Annotated in this window: 18 protein-coding genes, 1 tRNA gene and 1 riboswitch; of the genes, 10 read left to right on the top strand and 9 right to left on the bottom strand. The window is 68.3% G+C overall.

The window, feature by feature from the left end; all coding sequences use genetic code 11:
• Positions 1–40: 40 nt before the first annotated feature.
• A complete protein-coding gene (locus QK291_RS00160) occupies positions 41–544 on the bottom strand; it encodes a nucleoside deaminase (RefSeq protein ID WP_282377951.1) in 504 nt (167 codons plus the stop codon).
• Positions 545–694: 150 nt separating this feature from the next.
• On the opposite strand from QK291_RS00160, the gene QK291_RS00155 reads away from it, so the two are divergent.
• The 3 genes from QK291_RS00155 (at position 695) to QK291_RS00145 (ending at position 2,603) form a co-directional block, all read left to right on the top strand.
• The gene (locus tag QK291_RS00155) at positions 695–1,471 is read left to right on the top strand and encodes a phosphatase PAP2 family protein (protein WP_282378883.1); all 777 of its coding nucleotides are present in this window, start codon (positions 695–697) and stop codon (positions 1,469–1,471) included.
• Positions 1,472–1,483: 12 nt separating this feature from the next.
• Positions 1,484–2,119 carry a uracil phosphoribosyltransferase gene (gene upp / locus QK291_RS00150; protein WP_024366205.1) on the top strand — a complete coding sequence of 212 codons (636 nt, stop codon included), beginning with the start codon at positions 1,484–1,486 and terminating at the stop codon, positions 2,117–2,119.
• Positions 2,120–2,225: 106 nt separating this feature from the next.
• Positions 2,226–2,603 (top strand): VOC family protein, encoded by a 378-nt coding sequence (locus tag QK291_RS00145; protein WP_282377946.1) that lies wholly within the window; start codon positions 2,226–2,228, stop codon positions 2,601–2,603.
• Between the two features lie 27 nt (positions 2,604–2,630).
• Here QK291_RS00145 and QK291_RS00140 read toward each other — a convergent pair whose 3' ends face one another.
• From QK291_RS00140 to QK291_RS00130, 3 genes are all read right to left on the bottom strand, one after another.
• Positions 2,631–3,407 (bottom strand): hypothetical protein, encoded by a 777-nt coding sequence (locus QK291_RS00140; protein ID WP_282377945.1) that lies wholly within the window; start codon positions 3,405–3,407, stop codon positions 2,631–2,633.
• A gap of 1 nt (position 3,408) precedes the next feature.
• Positions 3,409–3,592: riboswitch (cyclic di-AMP (ydaO/yuaA leader) on the bottom strand.
• Between the two features lie 126 nt (positions 3,593–3,718).
• Positions 3,719–5,323: a HAMP domain-containing sensor histidine kinase gene (locus tag QK291_RS00135; RefSeq protein ID WP_282377944.1), complete on the bottom strand. Its 1,605-nt coding sequence runs from the start codon at positions 5,321–5,323 to the stop codon at positions 3,719–3,721.
• A 3-nt stretch (positions 5,324–5,326) separates the two neighbouring features.
• Positions 5,327–6,067, bottom strand: a complete 741-nt coding sequence (locus QK291_RS00130) for a response regulator transcription factor (protein ID WP_282377943.1) — start codon at positions 6,065–6,067, stop codon at positions 5,327–5,329.
• A 626-nt stretch (positions 6,068–6,693) separates the two neighbouring features.
• On the opposite strand from QK291_RS00130, the gene QK291_RS00125 reads away from it, so the two are divergent.
• From QK291_RS00125 to QK291_RS00105, 5 genes are all read left to right on the top strand, one after another.
• Complete coding sequence (locus tag QK291_RS00125) at positions 6,694–7,557, top strand: winged helix-turn-helix domain-containing protein (RefSeq protein ID WP_282377942.1); 864 nt, start codon at positions 6,694–6,696, stop codon at positions 7,555–7,557.
• A 145-nt stretch (positions 7,558–7,702) separates the two neighbouring features.
• The gene (locus QK291_RS00120) at positions 7,703–7,906 is read left to right on the top strand and encodes a dodecin family protein (RefSeq protein WP_024366200.1); all 204 of its coding nucleotides are present in this window, start codon (positions 7,703–7,705) and stop codon (positions 7,904–7,906) included.
• A 55-nt stretch (positions 7,907–7,961) separates the two neighbouring features.
• A complete protein-coding gene (locus QK291_RS00115; RefSeq protein ID WP_282377941.1) occupies positions 7,962–8,489 on the top strand; it encodes a histidine phosphatase family protein in 528 nt (175 codons plus the stop codon).
• 120 nt (positions 8,490–8,609) lie between these two features.
• A complete protein-coding gene (locus QK291_RS00110) occupies positions 8,610–9,185 on the top strand; it encodes a hypothetical protein (protein ID WP_282377940.1) in 576 nt (191 codons plus the stop codon).
• A 78-nt stretch (positions 9,186–9,263) separates the two neighbouring features.
• Positions 9,264–10,313, top strand: a complete 1,050-nt coding sequence (locus tag QK291_RS00105) for an EamA family transporter (RefSeq protein ID WP_282377939.1) — start codon at positions 9,264–9,266, stop codon at positions 10,311–10,313.
• A gap of 635 nt (positions 10,314–10,948) precedes the next feature.
• Here the strand turns inward: QK291_RS00105 and QK291_RS00100 are convergent.
• From QK291_RS00100 to QK291_RS00085, 4 genes are all read right to left on the bottom strand, one after another.
• Complete coding sequence (locus QK291_RS00100) at positions 10,949–11,680, bottom strand: TetR/AcrR family transcriptional regulator (protein ID WP_282377938.1); 732 nt, start codon at positions 11,678–11,680, stop codon at positions 10,949–10,951.
• Positions 11,677–13,755, bottom strand: a complete 2,079-nt coding sequence (locus QK291_RS00095) for a YhgE/Pip domain-containing protein (protein ID WP_282377937.1) — start codon at positions 13,753–13,755, stop codon at positions 11,677–11,679. The genes QK291_RS00100 and QK291_RS00095 overlap by 4 nt, the downstream gene beginning before the upstream one ends.
• Entirely contained in the window at positions 13,752–14,477 is a 726-nt protein-coding gene (locus QK291_RS00090) for an ABC transporter ATP-binding protein (RefSeq protein WP_282377936.1), read from the bottom strand. Before QK291_RS00090 ends, QK291_RS00095 begins: the two co-directional genes overlap by 4 nt.
• A 304-nt stretch (positions 14,478–14,781) precedes the next feature.
• Positions 14,782–16,239 carry an NAD(P)/FAD-dependent oxidoreductase gene (locus QK291_RS00085; RefSeq protein WP_282377935.1) on the bottom strand — a complete coding sequence of 486 codons (1,458 nt, stop codon included), beginning with the start codon at positions 16,237–16,239 and terminating at the stop codon, positions 14,782–14,784.
• 212 nt (positions 16,240–16,451) lie between these two features.
• Here QK291_RS00085 and QK291_RS00080 point away from each other — a divergent pair, with 212 nt between their 5' ends.
• The gene (locus QK291_RS00080) at positions 16,452–17,165 is read left to right on the top strand and encodes an FCD domain-containing protein (protein ID WP_282378881.1); all 714 of its coding nucleotides are present in this window, start codon (positions 16,452–16,454) and stop codon (positions 17,163–17,165) included.
• 129 nt (positions 17,166–17,294) lie between these two features.
• Here QK291_RS00080 and QK291_RS00075 read toward each other — a convergent pair.
• Positions 17,295–17,368: transfer RNA gene (locus QK291_RS00075), tRNA-Arg, on the bottom strand.
• A gap of 274 nt (positions 17,369–17,642) precedes the next feature.
• On the opposite strand from QK291_RS00075, the gene QK291_RS00070 reads away from it, so the two are divergent.
• Entirely contained in the window at positions 17,643–19,475 is a 1,833-nt protein-coding gene (locus QK291_RS00070) for a phosphoenolpyruvate carboxykinase (GTP) (RefSeq protein WP_282377934.1), read from the top strand.
• Positions 19,476–19,705: the final 230 nt, after the last annotated feature.

Raw genomic sequence — 19,705 nt, 5'->3', positions numbered from 1 at the left:
CCGGAAGCCACGGGCACGGGCGAGCGGCGGTGGCCAGGGCTCAGGCGCCGCGGTGACCGGCGAAGAAGTCCTGCAGCAGCGCCGCGCATTCCTGCTCCCTGATGCCGCCGTACACTTCCACCCAGTGGTTGAGCCGGCGCTCGCGGAGGATGTCGAACACGGAGCCGGCGGCCCCGGCCTTCTCGTCCCAGGCGCCGAACACCACCCGTGGGATCCTGGCCAGTACCACCGCCCCGGCGCACATGGCGCAGGGCTCCAGGGTCACCACCAGCGTGCAGTCCGCCAGCCGCCAGCCGTCGCCGGCGCTCCCGTCGCGGGCGCTGAATTCCTGCAGACGTGCAGCCGCCGCGCGGATGGCCACCATCTCAGCGTGCGCCGTCGGGTCCCCGAGGGCCTCCCGTTCGTTGCTCCCGCTCCCGAGCACCGTGCCGTCGGGTCCGATGACGACGGCGCCGATCGGCACGTCCGCCGTGGCCAGCGCGGCACGCGCCTCGGTCAGGGCAAGACCCATCCATTCGGCATGGCGGGGCTGGGGGGAAGTCATTGCTCAATGATAGTTTCGATGGTGAGCAAGCTGTGCAGGCAGGCTGCCCGGCAACAACATTCGGGAGAAACCGTGAACACCGGAACACTGAGCTGGTGGGCGCGCCGGTGGGGCAAATGGGTGGTGCCCTACGCAGCGCTGTGGGTCACCATGCTGATCGGCGGCGTCGTCGTAGTGGTCCTGGCGCTGCTGAGTGCCGAGGTCTATGACGACGTGGTGGACGACGCAGGCCTGGCGAACCTGGACAAGCCCACACTGGGAATGATGGAACAGCTCCGCAGTCCCGGACTCGATGCCTTCGTCACGGGATTCACCAACATCGGGGGCGGGATCGGGATGCCCATCCTTGCCAGTATCCTCACCGCCTGGCTCATCTGGACCAGCCGGACCTGGCGGCCGCTGATCCTGATCGGAGGCGCCGCAGCGGTCTCCGTGACCGCCACCTCGCTGGGCAAGACACTGATCGGCAGGGCCCGCCCGGACCACTCCGACGCCGTCCCGCCCTACGAAAATTCCCCGTCGTTTCCGAGCGGCCACACGCTCAACACCACGGTGGTGATCGGGCTCGTGGTCTACCTCGCCTGTCTGCAGATCCAGAGCACCGCCGCCCGGGCCGGCCTGATAGTGGCCGGCGGGTCCTTCATCTTCGCGATGGGCATGAGCAGGGTCTATCTGGGCCACCACTGGATGACCGATGTGATCATCGGGTGGGTGCTGGGCCTGGCCTGGGTGGGCATCGTGATCCTGGCGCACCGGCTCTTCCACGCGATCCGGCACCGCGAGCACGCCGGTCCCGCGCCCACGTTCGACCACCCTGCGCACCTGCGCGACGGTGCCGCGGGCGGGGGTGCGGGCGGGGGTGCCCCGGAGGACGGGGACGACGTCGGCGCCCCCGGTCCCGCGGGAAGGCCCCCGGCCGCCGGGTGATAGTTTTGACCCATGCGCACTCTCGTTGTGGACCACCCGCTGGTCGCCCATAAGCTCACTGTTCTGCGGGACAAGAACACGCCGTCCCCGGTCTTCCGCCAGCTCACCGAGGAACTCGTCACGCTCCTGGCGTACGAGGCCACCCGTGAAGTGCGCACCGAGCCGGTGACCATTGAGACGCCAGTCAGCACCACCATCGGCACGGCTTTCACCAAGCCCACGCCGCTGGTGGTCCCCATCCTCCGTGCCGGGCTCGGCATGCTTGAGGGCATGACCAAGCTGGTCCCCACGGCCGAGGTCGGATTCCTGGGCATGGCCCGCGATGAAGAGACGCTGGACATCATCACGTACGCGGAGCGTCTGCCCGAGGACCTCACCGACCGCCAGATCTTCGTCCTGGACCCCATGCTCGCCACCGGCGGCACGCTGCGCGAGGCCATCAAGTTCCTGTTCAAGCGCGGCGCTTCCGACGTCACCTGCATCTGCCTGCTCGCCGCCCCGGAAGGCCTCGCGAAGCTGGAAGAAGAGCTCGCGGACGCCAACGTGACGATTGTGCTCGCCTCGATCGATGAGAAGCTCAACGAGAAGTCCTACATCGTGCCGGGCCTGGGCGACGCGGGCGACCGCCTCTACGGCGTGGCCGGCTGACCCAGCCGGCCGGCGTTGGACCCGCCCTCGCGGGCGGGTCCAGAGGCAGGCTCCGCGTAAGCGGGCCGGCCTACCCGATTGCACCGCCCGGTACTACCCTGAGCCCATGGACTGGAAACTAGAACTTGTTTATGTTCCCGTGTCCGACGTGGACCGCGCTAAGGATTTCTACGTCAACAAGGTGGGCTTCCATGCCGACTTCGACGAGCGGCCCATGGACGGCATCCGATTCGTCCAGCTGACCCCGCCGGGCTCCGGCTGCTCGATCGCCATTGGCGAAGGCCTCACGGACGCCCCGCCGGGCACCGCCCCCAGCCTCCAGCTCGTGGTCAGCGACATCCAGTCCGCCCACCGGCAGCTCAAGGACCACGGCGTGGACGTCAGTGACGTCGACGCGCAGGACTGGGGGCATTTTGTCTACTTCGCCGACCCAGACGGCAACAAATGGGCGGTGCAGTACATCCCCAACCGTCCCACCGGCTAGGCAGGCTGGTCTGGCCGGGCCGGGTGTTTAGTACCAGTTGTTGGCGTGGTGGAAGTTCAGGGCACCACACGGTGAGCCGTAGCGATCCTTGACGTACTCCAGGCCCCAGTTGATCTGGGTCCGGTAGTTGGTCCGGTAGTCGGCGCCCGCGCTGGCCATCTTCTCGGCCGGCAGCGACTGGACCACGCCGTAGGCACCGCTGCTCGGGTTCGTGGCGGTCGTTTTCCAGTCCGATTCCTTGGTCCAGAGCTTCATCAGGCAGGGCATCTGGCTCGGGGCCCAGCCATAGGATCCCAGCTGGCCAGCCGCGAACGCCTGGGCGCCGGCAGGATCATTGACGGCAACGGGGGCCGGTGCAGGCGCGGGTGCCGGGGCAGGCGCCGGTGCGGGGGCCGGGGCAGCCGGCGGTGCAGCGGGCGGTGCAGGCGCGGGTGCTTCGGCAGGAGCCACCGCGGCCGGCGGGGCCGGAGCTTCCGTGCGGGTGGCGGCCTGGTTCTCGACCCGGACGCGTTCAAAATCAAGGTGCGTCAGCGGATCCGCCGTGGCGGCTGCCTGCGTGGCACTGACCGCGTCGGCATGGCGGGCGGCCGTCTCGGACGCCTGGCCGGCCGCGCCGGCCCCCACGAGCACCGCGCAGGCGGCAACAACAACGGCTGCCCGGCGTCCGGTCGAGCCGGCGTGGCGGGCCAGCCGTGCCAGCGCTGATGCCGGCTTCGCCGGTCCGGCGGCGCGGTGGCGCGACAGCTTGGAGCTGGTGGAGTTTGCGGTGCCGTCAGGGCGCGGTTGGGCCTTGGATTCAGTCATGAATGCCTCTCAACGCCTGCGGAGTTAGCTGTCGGGTTCGGGTGAGGTCACCCGGCCGCACGGAAACTCACGTGTCGGCTTCACCCCAAGGGCGCAATGCGCAAAAATGCCCGGGAACTCTGGGTCCCCCGCCTCTGCCTGTCCAGCGGAATCCGGGAGGCGGCAGAGCTTGGCGTACATCCGGATATGCGGCCCTAGAGATGGCCGCACCCTAGAAACCGTACAGGAGTTGGAAGGCGAAGTCACATTTCGGTAACAGGAGTCCCGGCCGCGGCGGGTCGGCTTGCGCTCTGAACGGCGACTATCGTTAGTCAGGCCGCGGGCGGAGCCTCCGGCAGCCGAACGGTGAACTCGGTCCGTCCGGGCACGGAGGTCACACTGACGGTCCCGCCATGGGCGCCGACAATCGACTGCACGATCGACAGGCCCAGCCCGCTGGTTCCCTCGGCGGAAGCGCTCGGAGCGGGGGCCGTTGTGGTGGCGACTACGGCGACTCCGGCGGCTGCCTCGGACGACCGCTCTGGGTGTAGCGGACGCCGCGGAAGGGACCCCCTGCCGGTTGCCGGCGTCGCGAGGGCTGCCGGATTCCTGCGGGAAGCGTCCGCGCGTGTGAAGCGTGCAAAGACCCGGTCCACGAACTCGGGAGCAATCCCGGGGCCGTTGTCCGTCACGGTCACCACGGCATGTCCGTCTGCGGACCGCTTCACGCCGGTCACCACCGTGGTGCCGGGGCCGGTGTGTTTGCGCGCGTTGGACAGCAGGTTGGCCAGCACCTGATGCAGTTGGGGCGCGTCACCGCGGACCACCACAGGCTCTGCCGGGAGCTCCAGGCGCCAGACCCGGTCCGGGGCCATGACCTTCTCGTCGCTGACCGTCTCGATGGCCAGTTGGGTGAGGTCCACCTCGCTGAGCCTGAGCGGCTGGCCCTCATCCAGTCGGGCGAGCAGAAGCAGGTCCTCCACCAGGGCGGTCATGCGTTCGGACTGGCTCTGCACCCGGGCCAGGGACCTCTGGCCGTCAGGGGTGAAGTGTTCGGTCATTCGCATCAACTCGGTGTAGCCGCGGATGGCGGTCAGGGGCGTACGCAGCTCATGCGAGGCATCCGCGACGAACTGGCGGACCTTCATCTCGCTTGTCTGCCGGGCTTCCAGGGCATTGGAGACGTTATCCAGCATCATGTTCAGGGCATGGCCAACACTTCCCACTTCGGTGCCCGGATGCGCTGCGGACGCCGGCACGCGAACGGCAAGCCCCACTTCTCCGGCGTCGAGCGGCAGCCGGGAGACCTGCGTCGCCACCTCGGAGAGCTGATCGAGCGGTTTCATGGTCCGGCGGATCAGTGCCGTCCCGGCCAGTCCGATGACCAGGAGTCCGCCCGCGGAGACGACCACCATGGTCCAGACCATGGTGGCCAGGGTGTTCTGCTTCTCTGCGAGCGGGAGGCCGGTCACGATCACGTCGCCGCCCGGGGCCCCGGCGGCGACCAGCCGGTAGGCTCCGGCGGACAGGGTCCGGTCCACCGGCTCGCCCCACGGGGTGAGCCCCAGAAGCGCCTCGTCGTCTTCGCCGGTGAGGGATTTCCGGGTGGCATCCCCGGCGAGGAAACCGGCGCTGCGGACTGAATCGTTTTCGATTCTCGCGTTGAGGGTGCCGATGGCCTGTCCCCGCGCCTCGAGGGGGTCGGCGCGGCCGGGACGGCCGAACTCGCGGGCGCGGACCGCGGCCTGCTCCAGCTGGGTGTCGAGCTGCCTGGCCAGGAAGAAGTCCATCGAGGCATAGCTGACGATACCGACGGCCCCGCAGATCGCCACGAGCAGGGCCATGGTGACGAGGACAAGCCGGGTGCGGAGGTGCCAGGTGGACGGGTGGCGCCAGTTGAGCCCCGAGGGCCGGATCCTGGCGGAGCGTTTAGGCACGGTTCAGTCCGCCGGTTTCAGGACGTAACCGGCGCCCCGCACCGTGTGGATCATGGGTAGGCGGTTAGCGTCGACCTTCTTGCGGAGGTAGGAAATGTAGAGCTCCACGATGTTTGCCTGCCCGCCGAAGTCGTAGTCCCAGACCCGGTCCAGGATCTGGGCCTTGCTGACTACCCGCTTCGGGTTCTCCATGAGATAGCGCAGCAACTCGAACTGGGTGGCCGTGAGGTGCAGTTCCTCGCCCGCGCGCCGGACCTCTCTCGTGTCGATGTTCAGGACCAGGTCACCGACGACGAGTTCGGCCGTATCCATCGCAGCCACTCCGGAGCGCTGGACCAGCCGGTGCAGCCGCAGCAGCACTTCCTCCATGCTGAAGGGCTTGGTTACGTAGTCGTCCCCGCCCGCGGCCAGCCCGGTGATGCGGTCCGGGACAGCGTCCTTCGCTGTCAGGAACAAGGCCGGCACTTCCGGTGCGAAGCCGCGGATCCTGCCCAGCAGCTCGACGCCGTCGAATCCGGGGAGCATCACGTCGAGCACCAGCACGTCGGGGCGGAATTCCTTGGCAAGCTTCAACGCTTCGGGGCCGTCGGCGGCGACGGCAACCGACCATCCCGCCATGCGCAGCCCCATGCTCATGAGCTCGGAGAGGCTGGGCTCGTCGTCCACGACCAGTGCGCGGATGGGGGAGCCATCCGGATGGGTGAGCTGGGGCAGGTTATTGGTCATGGAGTGCGAAGTGGCCATGGGACAACTCTCCGTTCTGCCGGTTAGGTGCGGCTTTGGGGACCCTGTGTGGCGCCTGTGAATCCCAGCCTAGCGAGCTGGACATCCCCGGGGGCGGCCGGCAGGGCGGCACTTTTCGTTGCCCCGGGGTGACCACTCTGTGGAACGCTGGACTTCCAATGATAAGTAGGCGAAGGGTTTGCTCGGCCCGGCTTACCGTGAATGATTCCGGCCAACCGGAGGGTCGGTTCGAATTAAGTTCGGCGAGAAGGGCAAAATCTGCATGCACTGACCAGTATGCTTGTTATTTTATTGACGGCGGAGAATTGTGATCTGCACTACATTCCCGCGTTATGTCTCATATCGTGGACTTCCGCGTCCATTGTTACTTGCAAGTTTTCATTGTTACGTTGCACACTTCAATTGTGAACAAGAACTCAACAGCACCTGCAGCCGCAGTTTCCTGGATCAGCGCACCAGCTGATACCGAGAAGCCCTGTTGTCGAATGCACGCCTAACTTTTACACCCCAAAGGTTTCTAGGCATTCGCCCCCAGCCCAGCGTCGGGCGCCCTCCCCAGTTTTCATTGCGGGGACAAACAGCATTCGAGCCGCGATGACGGCCATTCACATTGAGGTAAGCAATCCATGTCAGTTGCATCCGGATACGTCCACATCTCCGTCCGAAACGCCAGCAAGGCCGGCCAGGCCTCCGGTATCCGCCAGGGCTTCGGCGGCCGGGCATCCTTCGCCCCCGCCGGATCCGGCAACAGCTTCCCCGCCCCGGGCTATGCCCCGCAGGGCTACAACCCCAACTCCTACGGACAGCTCCGCGCTGTCCCGCCGGCACCGGCCACGGCCCCGACTCCTGTGATTGCCCCGGGCGACGGCAGCCCCGTCCGTCCCGTCCCGAACGACAACGTCGCCCGCGGATTCGTCCTTTACATGGGGATCGACGAGGAAACGGCCGCGGCCGCCGGGACGTCCATTGCCAAACTGGCCCAGGAAATCCGGGCCTACGCCCAGTCGCTGGTCTCCGGCGCCGAAAGCTACGCTGCCGTCGCCGTCGCCCCGGCCAGCGCCCCGGGCTCCGCGCTCGACGTCGTCCGTTCCACCTTCGGTGACCCCACTGTCGGCGCCCGCCAGCGGTCCGACGCCGCCCGCCTGCAGCAGCCGCAGGAACCGCGTCCTTCCGGCGTGCTGATCGACCTTGCCCGCCGCGAGGTGGCGCTCGACGGCGAATCCCTGAACCTCACGTTCAAGGAGTTCGAACTCCTCAACTACCTCGTCGAGAACGGCACCCGCACCGTGGGCCGCGACGAGCTGCTAGAGGGCCTGTGGCGCAATGCCGAAGAGGTGCCCAACGAGCGGACCATCGACGTGCACATCCGCCGCCTGCGCTCCAAGCTCGGCCGCCTCGCCAACACCGTGCGGACGGTCCGCGGCCAGGGCTACCGCTTCTACGAGCACCCCGAAGTTGTTGTCTGGGCCGCTCCGGAATACTCGATCTAGGCTTAGGCCAGCAAAGCGCCCGTCCCTGAACTGGGGCGGGCGCTTTGCTGTCTCCGGAAGCTTCACGAGTGGCTGTTGGACTCTTTTGCGTTTCGGTGGTGGGGCGTAGTCTCGGACCCGTTGAGCCGATTATTGGGAGGAAGACATGTCTGTTGCACGGATTACTACCCTGAGCGCGAACTCCAAGACCTCGTTTGATGCAGCCATCAAGGAGGGCGTCGACCGGGCGAACAAGACCTTGCGCAATGTCACGGGGGCGTGGGTGAAGGAACAGAAGGTTGAAATCAGCGACGGCGCCGTCGTGGCCTGGCACGTTGTGCTGGAAGTAACGTTTGTCCTTGATGACTAAGCGGGCGCTGGCGGGATGCGTGCTCGGGGATCAGCCGCCCCACTAGGATTGATCCATGAGCGCGCATCACATCAAACGGCTGGTGATCATGCGGCATGCCAAGTCGGATTGGCCCGGCGGCGTCGCGGATCACGACCGGCCGCTCGAAGAGCGCGGCCACCGCGATGCCCCGCAGGCCGGAAAATGGCTGTTGAAGCATGGTGTGGTCCCCGACTTCATCCTCTGCTCCAGCGCCCTGCGCACCCGGCAGACGTGCACCTGGGTGTGCAGTGAACTCGGCGACAAGGCTCCGACGCCGAAACTCGAGGACGGGCTCTACGCGGCCTCGGCGAAGCGGATGCTGACCGTCATTAACCACGTCCCGGACACCGTGACCACCCTCATGGTGATCTCGCACATGCCCGGGGTGCAGGACCTCGCCATGCACCTTGCCTCCCGCGATTCCAACCACGACGCCTACATGGACGCCGCCACGCGGTGGCCCACGAGCGCGCTGACCGTCATGGAGACGGAGAAGTCCTGGGACGAGCTGGACGGCCAGGACGCAAGGCTCACGCACTTCAAGGTTCCCCGGGCCAAATAGCGCCACGGCCCGGCGCGCATTGTCCGTTTCCCGGTTCCATGGTCATGCAGGTGATTCTGCGGTTTACTGATGCTGTTTACTCGTGGACTTATGCCGATCGGGAGAATAAGGGGAATCATCGTGGATTCAGGACAGCTCATAGGGATCATCATCGGCGTCGTTGTGGTGATCGCGATCGTCGTGGTGGTAACCATGCTCAGCCGCAAGCGCAAGGTGGAGGCGAACCGCAACAAGGCGGTGGAAATGCGTGAAGAGGCCAGGACCGAAGAGATCGGCGCCAGGGAGCGCGAGGCGCAGGCTGCCCGGGCCGAAGCGGACGCCAAGCAGGCAGAGGTCGAGGCCGAACGGCTCAGGGAGGAAGCCAGCGCACGGCAGCAAGAGGCCGAGAAGGTCCGCGCCGGCGCGCAGGACCAGCTGCGAAAGGCTGACGAGCTGGACCCCGACGTCGTCACCACCGAACGCGATGCCCAGAGCCGGGACCAGGCGCCCCGGGAAGCCGCCGGCACCGAGGAGCTGCGCCGGGACCGCAGTGACCGGAACCCTTCCACCGCCGAACAGGCCGCCACTCCGGGCGGCACTCCGGGTAGCACCACAGGCGGCGGTCAGGCCCCCGGCAGCCAGGTTCCCCCCGGGACTGCACCCCGAGAACCGGTCCGCACCGACGAGCCCCGCGGTGACAACCCCCGGAACCTCTAACCATTCACACCGCACTTAATCTCCGGCCCGCAGGCCCGATCCGGCCCCGGCGCCGGACGGAACCGGCATAGTGGCAGGGTGAACCCTCGTCATTCCGCTCTGGCCCTGCTCGTCGCCGTCCTGTGGGGCGTCAACTTCGTCGCGATCGACCTCGGCCTGCACCCGGACGGAGCGGAGATGCCGCCGCTGCTCTTCGTCGCCATGCGGTTCACCCTGGTGGTCTTTCCCTGCATCTTCTTCATCCGCAAGCCCGAGGTGAGCTGGAAGGCGATCATCGGCGTCGGGCTGTTCATGAGCGCCGGACAGTTCGGCCTCCTGTACCTGGCCATGGCGCTGGGCATGCCCGCGGGCCTGGCCTCGCTGGTCCTGCAGGCGCAGGTGCTGCTGACCGTGCTCCTGGCCGCCGGTTTCCTCGGCGAGCGGCCGAGCCGGCGGCAGTTCGCCGGTGTGGTCTTGGGCGTGGCCGGACTCGCCGTGGTGGCCATCGGCCGCAGCCTGGTCGCCCCGGTGCTGCCGCTGATGATCGTGCTCGCCGCGGCGCTGTCCTGGGCCGCCGGCAACATCGTGGCCCGCAAGGCGAAGGCGGCGTCCGGGCTGGGACTCGTGGTGTGGTCGGGGGCCGTGGTGCCGCTGCCCCTGCTGGGCTTGTCGTTGCTGGTGGACGGGCCGGGGACCGTGTCGACGGCCCTGCTGGAAGTTCAGCCCGTCACCCTGGTGAGTGCCCTGTACACCGCCGTCTTCGGTTCCCTGGTGGGCTACGGCGTCTGGAACAGGCTGCTGGGGCTGTACCCGTCCTCCGCGGTGGTCCCGTTCACCCTCCTGGTTCCGGTGGTCGGGATGACGACGGCGTGGCTCGTCCTGGGCGAGGTGCCGACCGCCGCCGAGGTGACCGGCGGGCTCCTGCTGCTCGCCGGCGTGGCGACAGCGGTGCTGCGCCCCTGGAAGCTCCGACGGCGGGAGTCGCGTCCGCGCGCTCAGCGGCCGGGCGAGGTCCGTGCCGAGGTCCTCGCCGAGGATGTGGCAGGGGACTGGGTGGGGGACCTGGCCGCGGCGGTTCCCCCGGCCGAAGACGCCGGCCGGGGGAGGCCGGGGGATGCCGGCCGAGGGGCGGGAACCCGGGCCGGCTGAGGCTTGGCGGCCTGGGCCTTCGTTCCGGTCCTGGTTCCGGCCGCGGACCTGGGCGCCGGACGAGGGGCAGCGGTCCGGGTTGGTGCGGTCCGGGACGGTGCCGTCCGGGTTGGTGCGGTCCTGGACGGTGCGCGCCGGGCGGGTGCCGGCCGGGACGCCGGACCCCTCGCGCCTGACGCCGGTCGCCGCCGCGGTGCATGTCCGGCGGCGCGCGGACGCCGGTTCCTGCCGGGAAGGACGGTGCCGGCCACCAGCAGCAGCAGGGTGGCGGCGCCGGCGGCTGCCGCGAGGTAGAAGTACAGGTCCGGGTGCTCGGAATCCACCGGCGTCGACATCGCGTCCGGATCGGTGGTGAAGGCCAGTCCCCACTGCCGCAGGAAGGCGATGCTGAACGCAATAAACAGGATGCTCCCGATCCCGCTGGCTGCCAGGGTCCGGTGCCGGCGGCGGATAATCACCTCGGAGACGCAGGCGACGTAGGCCGCCGCGCAGGCCGCCAGGAACCACAGGAACACGGTTTCGTGGAGGGTGATGCCGGCCAGCGCCAACAGCCCCAGTGCGGCGAAAAACGCGCCGATGGCGATCTTGGTGTTGTGACCCATGTGACCCATGTGGTCAATCATCCCCGAGAGGGACTACTTCCTGACGTAGCCGCGCATGGACGCCATGATCGCGGTGACACTTTGCTCGCGGGTCCGCTCCGGGTTGTAGGTCTGCCGGTCCAGGCCCACCACGAAGCAGGCCCCGAAGATGGCCGTCTCCAGGCTGCCCCGGGACACCGCCGGATCCACCGGGTAGACGGCGGCCACCGCATCGATCGCTGCGCGGACCACGGTGAACAGCCGTTCCCGGAGCTCGGTGAAGGTCTCCTGCCACTCGCTGGGGGTCCGCCAGTTCTCGCTGACCCACAGCCGGGCAAAGGACGGGTATTCATCCATGAAGTCCATCGCCTGGCCGATCATCTCGTCCATCGCCGCCAGAGGGTCGGCCGAATCGTCACTGACGCTCAGCAGCCGTGCCAGCAGGATGTCCACGCCGTGGCGCAGCAGCTGGGCGATCAGGTCCGACTTGCTGCCGAAGTTGTAGTACACGGTGCCCTTGGAGACCCCGGCCGCCGCCGCGATCTCATCGACTGTCACCCCTGCCACTCCGCGCTCGCCAATTAGGTCCATCGAGGCCTCGAACAGCTTCTGCCTGGTCGCGTTGGTGCGGGCCGGCCGGAGCTTTTTCGCGGTCCCCGTGCTTTGGGCGGGAACCGCGGAAGCCGCCCTGCCCCCGGACGGCGCCGCGGCGCCGGAAGGGGCCCTGACCCCGGATGGCGCTGCCCCGACGGAAGGCGCCATGCTGCTGTCCGTGCGGCTGCTCATACGGCGATCTCCGGTTTCAGGGTCTTCAAGGTCCAGTACTTGTGCTTCCTTACGGCCAGGGTGGACAGGGCCGTGCCCAGCAAAGTGTAGCCAAGCAGCCCCAGCATCGTGGGCAGGATGACTGCCAGGTCAGCGCCGTAGATCAGGTGCCGCATGCCGTTGACGACGTACCCCATCGGCAGGAGCTGGTGCACGACGTGGAGCGGCTGGGGCGTGGTCTGCCAGGGGAAGGTGCCCCCCGAGGAGACCAGCTGCAGCACCAGCAGGATGAGCACCACGAGCTTGCCGGGGGAGCCGAGCAACGCCACGACGCCCTGGATGATCGCGCTGAACGCCATCGCGGCAGCCAGCATCAGGAACCACATCAGCCAGGGGTGGGCGGGGCTGAGGCCCAGGCCCACATCGACCACCAGGGTCAGCAGGCTCGCCTGGACCGCCGAGACGGCCAGGAACGGCAGCCACCCGCCGACGGCGATTTTCCACGCCGGGGCGTTCGACGCCAGAGCCCGCTGGGTGACTGGCCGCATCGCCTGGATCAGCATAAAGACGCCGATCCACAGGGCCAGGGTGAGGAAGAACGGTGCGAGGCCCGCGCCGTAGGAGCCGGCCTTGGCCTGCGAGACGTTGCTGACGGCGACCGGATCGGCCATCACCTTGGCAAGGCTGTCCTTCTGGGTGTCGGTGGGGTTGGGGACCTGGCCGGCGCCCCGGGCGAGTTCGGCCGCGAGGGTCCCGGCGCCGTCGGAGGCCGTGGCCGCCCCGCTTTCCAGCTTCGCCGCGCCGTCGTCGAGCTTTTGCGCGCCCTCGGAGAGCTTCGCGGCACCGTCGAGGGCGCCCTGCTGACCGGCGGCGAGGGTGGCGGCGCCGCTGGCCAGCTGGTCCGCCCCGGTGGATGCCTGGGTGATGGCGCCGCCGAGGGCGGGGGTGGCCGCCGCCAGCTTCGTTGCCCCCGCGCTGACCGCGGCGGACCCGTCCGCCAGTTGCTGGATCTGCGCAGCTGCGGCAGTGAGGGTCGCCGCGGGCCCCGCGGGCCCCGCGGGCCCGGGCGGGGCCGGCGGGGCCGGGTGGGCATCGAAGTCCGCGAGGATGGCCTCCGCCTGAGCCGGCGTGAGGGCCCCCGCTGCCACGAGCCGGCTGTTGGACGCGGCCACCCGGCTGCGTTCTGCCTGGGCGGTTGCCTGTGCGGCTGCCTTTTCGGAGGCGGCCAGCTGGCCGGCCAGGCCCTGGACCTTGGCCCCGAGCGCGGCGTTGCCGGCCGATACCCGGGCGGCGCCGTCCGCGAGTGCCCGGGTATCGGCAGGCAGCGTGGCGGTTTTGTCCTTGAGCTGGGACAGTCCGCCGCTGAGCTGGGCCGCCCCCGAATTCAGGGAGTTGGCGCCGTCCCGGAGCTTGAGCTGGCCGGCGTAGAGCTCCGCCGTGCCGGTCCGGAGCCCGCCCGTGCCCTGGTGGAGGGTGACCGTGCCGTCGTGCAGGCCGGCGACGCCGCCGGCGAGCTGCCCTGCGCCGTCGGAAGCCTTGAGCATCTGGGTGTGGATGGTCCCGAAGCCGGTGAGGAGCTGGTTGGCGGTTTCCTCGCCGACCTCGGCGGCCACCGTGGTGTGCACGGCGGTGGTGAGCTTGTCCACGATGGTGCTCAGCAGGTAGTTGTTCGCATCGTTGGTGGTGACGTTGAGCATGGCCTGGTTGGCGGCGTCGAAGCTGCCGGGAGAGACCAGGTTCGCCGAGAAGTCCCGCGGAATCTTCAGGGCGAAGGCGTACTTGCCGGTGCTCACGCCCTGGTCCGCCTCCTCCGTGCCGGAGACGGTCTGCCAGTTGAAGACGTGCCCGTCCGCGAGGCTCTCGGCGACCTTCCGGCCGGCCTCGAGCCGGGTGCCGTCGGCGGACGTGGCACCGGTGTCCTCCACCACGAGGGCCGCATCGATCTGGTTGAGGTTTCCGTAGGGATCCCAGTTGGCGTAGAGGTAGACGGCGCCGTAGAGCAGGGGCACCATGGTCAGCGCCAGGATGGTGAGTTTGGGCAGCAGTCCGCCTGTCATGCGCTTGAGTTCGGAGCGGGCCAGCCGCAGCACCGTCACTGTGCGTCCTCCAAGTCGAGTGCGCCGACCATTCCGAGGGTGCCGGACGTTGCAGGAACGTCCAGGGAAGGGTCCCGGCCGGCGGCGGGGCACGCGTTGCCGATCGCTGCGACCGGCCCGGTCCAGCGGTCCGGGACGCGGATAACGGTGGCGACGACGGCGAGCGGACGTCCGGCGTCGTAGGCCAGCTCCTCCAGCCGCGGCAGCCAGTCCTCCGGGTCCCCGTGGCGGTCCGGTGAGTCCACGACGAGCAGATCGGTGTGCGGATTCGCCAGGGCCAGGGCCGTGAGCAGCCCGATCCGGCGTGCCGGAGGCAGCTGTTCGGTCCACAGCCCGGCGACGTCCTCGAAGCGGTTGACCTTGAGCCAGGGTTTGCTGAGCAGTGAGCCCCGGTAACGGCGCGGGACCAGGGCCAGGTCCTCGGTGACGAGGTCACGGACGCTGAGGTGCTGCTCGGGTTCGTTAACTCCGGGGGAGTCCACCACGGCACTCGCCTGCCGCAGGGTCCTGATGCGGGCCCCGCCGTCCCACTCCGCGCCGTCCCATTCGAAGTGGCCGCCGGAGGGCTTGAGGCGTCCGGTCAGGGCCAGGGCCAGGGCGGTGCGCTGGTCCTGGCGGCTGGCCGAAACCAGCAGGAGTTCGCCGCGCCGGACCTGAAGGGACGTGGCCGGAAGCAGCACGTCCCGTCTGCCGTTCACGGAGAGTTGGTGCACGCGGAGCAAGGGGAGCCTTTCGCAGAAAAATGTCTACACCAAGGCTAACCGAACTGACCGGTCAGTTCAAATACGATCAGGGAAGTGTGATTAAACAGTTGCGGGGCCGGCCGGGCGAATCGTTGCCGCCGAATCGTTCCGCCGAGGTCAGACTTCGCGCCGATGTCCGCGGGAAACATCGGCGCGAAGTGACACTTCGGCGGATCAGAGCCGGGCGCCCCGCCGAGGTCATACTTGGCGCCGATGTCTGGGCGAAACATCGGCGCGAAGTGACACCTCGGCGGATCAGAGCGTGCAGTCGCCCCTCTGCGGATCAGAGGCCGTATTCCTCAAGCAGCCGCAGCCAGACCTCGCTGATCGTGGGATAGGCCGGCACGGCGTGCCACAGCCGGTCCAGCGGGACCTCGCCGACGATCGCGATCGTGGCGGCGTGCAGCAGTTCGGCCACATCCGGGCCGGCAAAGGTGGCTCCCAGCAGCACCTTCCGGTCCTCGTCGACCACCAGCTGCGCCCAGCCCTCGTACCGTTCGGAATGCAGTGAGGATCCGGCCACCTGGATCGGCAGTTCCACGGAGGAGACGCTGAAGCCCTCCCGTTCCGCCTGCTGCACGGTCCGTCCCACATTGGCCAGTTCCGGATCGGTGAACACCACATTGGGCACCGCATGGTCGTCCGCGGTCCGGGCGTACCGGCTCCACGGCGCGGCCTCGCCGCCGAGCTCGCCCCTGGCCCGGGCGGCAATGGCGTCACCCGTGGCCCGCGCACCGTACTTGCCCTGATGGGTCAGCATGACCCTCCCGGCGGCGTCGCCCGCGGCGTACAGCCACGGTTCGGCGTCGTTCCCGGTGCCGCCCGACACCAGACCGGTGGAGTCTGTGCTGAGCCGCAGTTCCCGGCCGTCCGCGGCGGCGAGTCCGACGCTCTCCAGACCGGTCCCTTCGAGGGCGGGATGCCGTCCGGTGGTGACCAGGAGCTTGTCCGCCGTCACGGCGCCGCCGCCCGCCAGCTCGAGGGTGAGGGAGCCGTCGTCGTTCTCGCGGACGCTGTCGGTTCCGGTGTGCAGGTGGAGGCTGACGCCGTCCGCCCGCAGCCCGGCGGCGACCAGCGCGGCTGCCTCCTCCGGGAAGGCCCGCAGCAGGCCGCCGCGGGCCACCAGGGTCACCGAGGAGCCCAGCCGGGCGAAGGCCTGGGCGAGTTCGGTGCCGGCGACACCGCCGCCCAGCACCGCCAGCCGGCGCGGGATCTGATGCGCGGAAGTCGCCTCCCGGGTGGTCCAGTAGTCCACGTCGGACAATCCTTCGACGGGCGGCACCGTGGGCGAGGACCCGGTGGCCACCACAACGGCGTGCCGTGCCGAGAGCACGTAGCTGTTGCCGTCCAGACCCGCGACTTCAACCTTTCGGGGGCCAGTGATCCAGCCGTGGCCGCGGATCAACTCGATGCCGGTGTCCTGGAGCCACTTGACCTGGCCGTCGTCCTGCCAGTTGGACGTGAAGTAGTCGCGGCGTTTCAGGACGGCGGCTGTGTCCAGGGTCCGGGTGATGGCTTCTTCGGCGCCGGGCACGGTCTGGGCGCCGTGAAGGGCGGTGCCGGGGCGCAGCAGTGCCTTGGAGGGCATGCAGGCCCAGTAGGAGCACTCGCCGCCCACCAGTTCTGCCTCAATGATCACTGCGGTCAGCCCGCCCTGCACGACGCGGTCCGCCACGTTTTCGCCCACGGCGCCGCCACCGATCACAATGACATCAAATTCTTGTTCAAGCTGTGCCGTCATGGCAAAAGCCTACGCCCGGTGCAGGGCCGCAGACCCGTGAGGAACGCCCTTTGCAGGACGTGGGACCACCGCTACTGTTGGGAACATACTTGGGGGAGGGCAGGGCCATGTCGGAAGAAAACGCGACCGCCGGAGGCGCGGGCAGGGCGGGCGGCCATGGAGCGGGCGGCCCGCGGAGCCTGGGAGCGGTGGGCGTCACCGGAGCCGGGCCCATGCCACCGGCGAGGTTCAGCGCGCAAGCCCGGCTCCGGGCACTGCAGGCGGACATAATGGAGCTGATCCTGGAGCGTGAGCTGGATGCCGGGGATCCGCTGCCGACCGAGCATGAGCTCTCCGCCGCGCTGGGTGTTGGCCGGAACACCCTGCGGGAATCGCTGAAGGTGCTCCAAGCCCTGGGAGTTATTGAGATCCGCCACGGCTTCGGCATGTTCGTGGCGCCGAGCAATTTTGACGCCCTCACCGACGGCCTCACGTTCCGGGGCCGGTTGTCGCTGCGGCATCACGGAGAGGAGGCCCTGCAGCTGGTGGACGTCCGGCAGGCCTTGGAGGCCGGTCTGATTGCGGCCGCCATGGACCTGATGACCCCGGAGCAGCTGGCGGCGGTCCAGGAAACCGTGCTCCGGATGGAGGGGCTGGCCGGCGCCGGGGCGAACTTCGTCGAAGCGGACGCCGACTTCCACTGCCGGCTGTTCGAGCCACTGAACAACGCGCTGCTGGTCAGCCTGCTGGGTGTCTTCTGGCAGGTGTACCGGCGGCTCCACGTGGAGCTGGGCGGAGCCGAGGACGTCGATCTGCTGGAGACAGCGGCCCTGCACCGCGGGATCTACGACGCCGTCTCGGCCGGCGACAAGGTTCTCGCGGCGCAGCGGCTCAACGGCCACTTCGACGGTATCCGGCTCCGGATCAGCCGGGCCGTCGCACCGTAGGGCGCACCTTGGCGTCCCGCCGTCGCGGCGCGCCGGGGAGTCCCTACGGTGCGACGCACCGGGGCCACCCGGCGTCGGGCGTTAAACAAATGATCCGCACCGGCGGACCGGTGCGGATCATTTTCTCTGTGCGCCCAGAGGGATTCGAACCCCCGGCCTCCTGTTCCGTAGACAGGCGCTCTATCCAGCTGAGCTATGGGCGCATCTTCGGTTCCTGGAACTTCTTGCCCCCGAACCTCGAATTACTTTACGCGAGGTGTGGCCGTAGTGACAAATCGAAACAGGTGTAATCTGGCCGACTAGACCGGTCTACGTGACCTTAGTCACAAAATAGGGCCACTTCGTACCATCTATTCCTTGTATTTCTGCGGTTTTTGATTTCCACGCCCCCGGACATCCCACATCTGTCCCCGATTTCGGGGGGTGATCTAGCCCTACATTTAGGACACACGACTGAACCCGAGGAAGGGAACCGTAATGGGAGATTTGGCGCGACTGCCGTTGCTTGAAAAAGCACCCACCACACATGCTGGCCTGCTGGCATGGGTTGAAGAGGTAGCTGAACTGACCCAGCCGGAGCGGATCCACTGGGTAGACGGCTCCGAAGAAGAGAACACCCGGCTCACGGATGAACTCGTTGCCGCGGGCACTCTGACCCGCCTGAACGAGGAGCTGTTCCCCAAGTCCTTCGCGGCATTCTCCGACCCCGCCGATGTGGCCCGCGTCGAAGAGCAGACCTTCATCTGCTCCGAGAAGGAACGCGATGCCGGCTTCACCAACAACTGGATGGCTCCGGCGGAGATGAAGGAGAAGCTGCACGGCCTGTTCCGCGGCTCCATGCGCGGCCGCACCCTGTACGTCATCCCGTTCGTCATGGGCCACCTTGACGCCGAGGACCCCAAATTTGGCGTGGAGATTACGGACAGCGCCTATGTTGTCGCCTCCATGCGCATCATGGCCACGATCGGCACCGAGGTCCTGGACAAGATCACCGCGACCAACGCGTTCTTTGTTCCCGCACTGCACTCCCTGGGCGCACCGCTGGCCCCCGGCCAGGCCGACGTCGTCTGGCCCTGCAACCCGGACAAGTGGATCGTGCATTTCCCTGAAGAGCGCTCCATCTGGTCCTTCGGCTCCGGCTACGGCGGCAACGCGCTGCTGGGCAAGAAGTGTTACGCCCTGCGCATCGCCTCTGTGATGGCCCGGGACGAGGGCTGGCTCGCCGAGCACATGCTCATCCTCAAGCTGACCTCGCCGGAGAAGAAGAACTACTACATCTCCGCTGCCTTCCCGTCGGCCTGCGGCAAGACCAACCTTGCCCTGCTGGACCCGACGATCGAGGGCTGGAAGGTCGAAACCCTCGGCGACGACATCACCTGGATGCGGATCGGCAAGGAAGGCGAACTGCGCGCCACCAACCCGGAGGCCGGCCTGTTCGGTGTTGCCCCGGGCACCGGCTGGGGCACCAACCCCAATGCCATGCGCGCCATCGCCAAGGGCCACAGCATCTTCACCAACGTCGCCCTGACGGACGACGGCGGCGTCTGGTGGGAGGGCATGACCGACGAGGTTCCCGCGCACCTGACCGACTGGCAGGGCAACTCCTGGACTCCCGACTCGGACCAGCCCGCAGCCCACCCGAATTCCCGCTTCTGCACTCCGATCTCGCAGGTCGACATGCTGGCCGAGGAATACTTCAGCCCCGACGGCGTGGAGCTCTCCGCGATCCTCTTCGGCGGACGCCGCAAGACCACGATCCCGCTGGTCACCCAGGCCCGCAGCTGGACCAACGGCATCTTCATGGGCTCCACGCTCTCCTCCGAGACGACGGCCGCTGCCGCCGGCCAGGTCGGCGTGCTGCGCCGCGACCCGATGGCCATGCTGCCGTTCATCGGCTACGACGCGGGCGACTACCTGAAGCACTGGATCAGTGTCTCCGGCAAGGCCAACCCGGAACGCCTGCCGCACATCTTCCTGGTGAACTGGTTCCGGCGCACGGCCGACGGCGGCTTCGCCTGGCCCGGTTTCGGCGACAACGCACGCGTCCTGAAGTGGGCCATCGAGCGCATCGAAGGCAAGGCGGACGCCGTCGAGACCCCCATCGGCTTCGTGCCGGCCGGGAACTCGCTGGACCTCAGCGGCCTGGACCTAACGCACGCCCACGTGGAAGACGCCGTCCGCGTGGACCGCGGGGAGTGGGATACCGAGCTCGCCTCCATCGAGGAGTGGTACGCCAAATTCGGTGACTCCCTGCCCGACGCCCTGCGCTCAGAGCTTGAGGGCCTGAAGGAACGCATGGCAGAGCACTAACAGCGGGCAGATCCGACTACGGCGGCCCCGCGCCTTTCGAAAGGTGCGGGGCCGCCGTCGTCGGATCAGGTCAAGCCGTGCGGAGCGCCTCGCCGGCAGGCGATCCGCGCGCGGGCAGATCAGGGCGGTTGGCGGGCCTTCATGCGCCCTGATCTGCCCGCCGGGGGCGCGCGTTCGCCCTGATCTGCCCGCCGGGGGCGCGTGTGCGCCCTGATCTGCCCGCCGGGGGC

Source organism: Arthrobacter sp. AL12 (assembly GCF_029960645.1).
Classification (GTDB): Bacteria; Actinomycetota; Actinomycetes; order Actinomycetales; family Micrococcaceae; genus Arthrobacter.
This window is presented reverse-complemented; position numbering and strand designations above follow the sequence as displayed.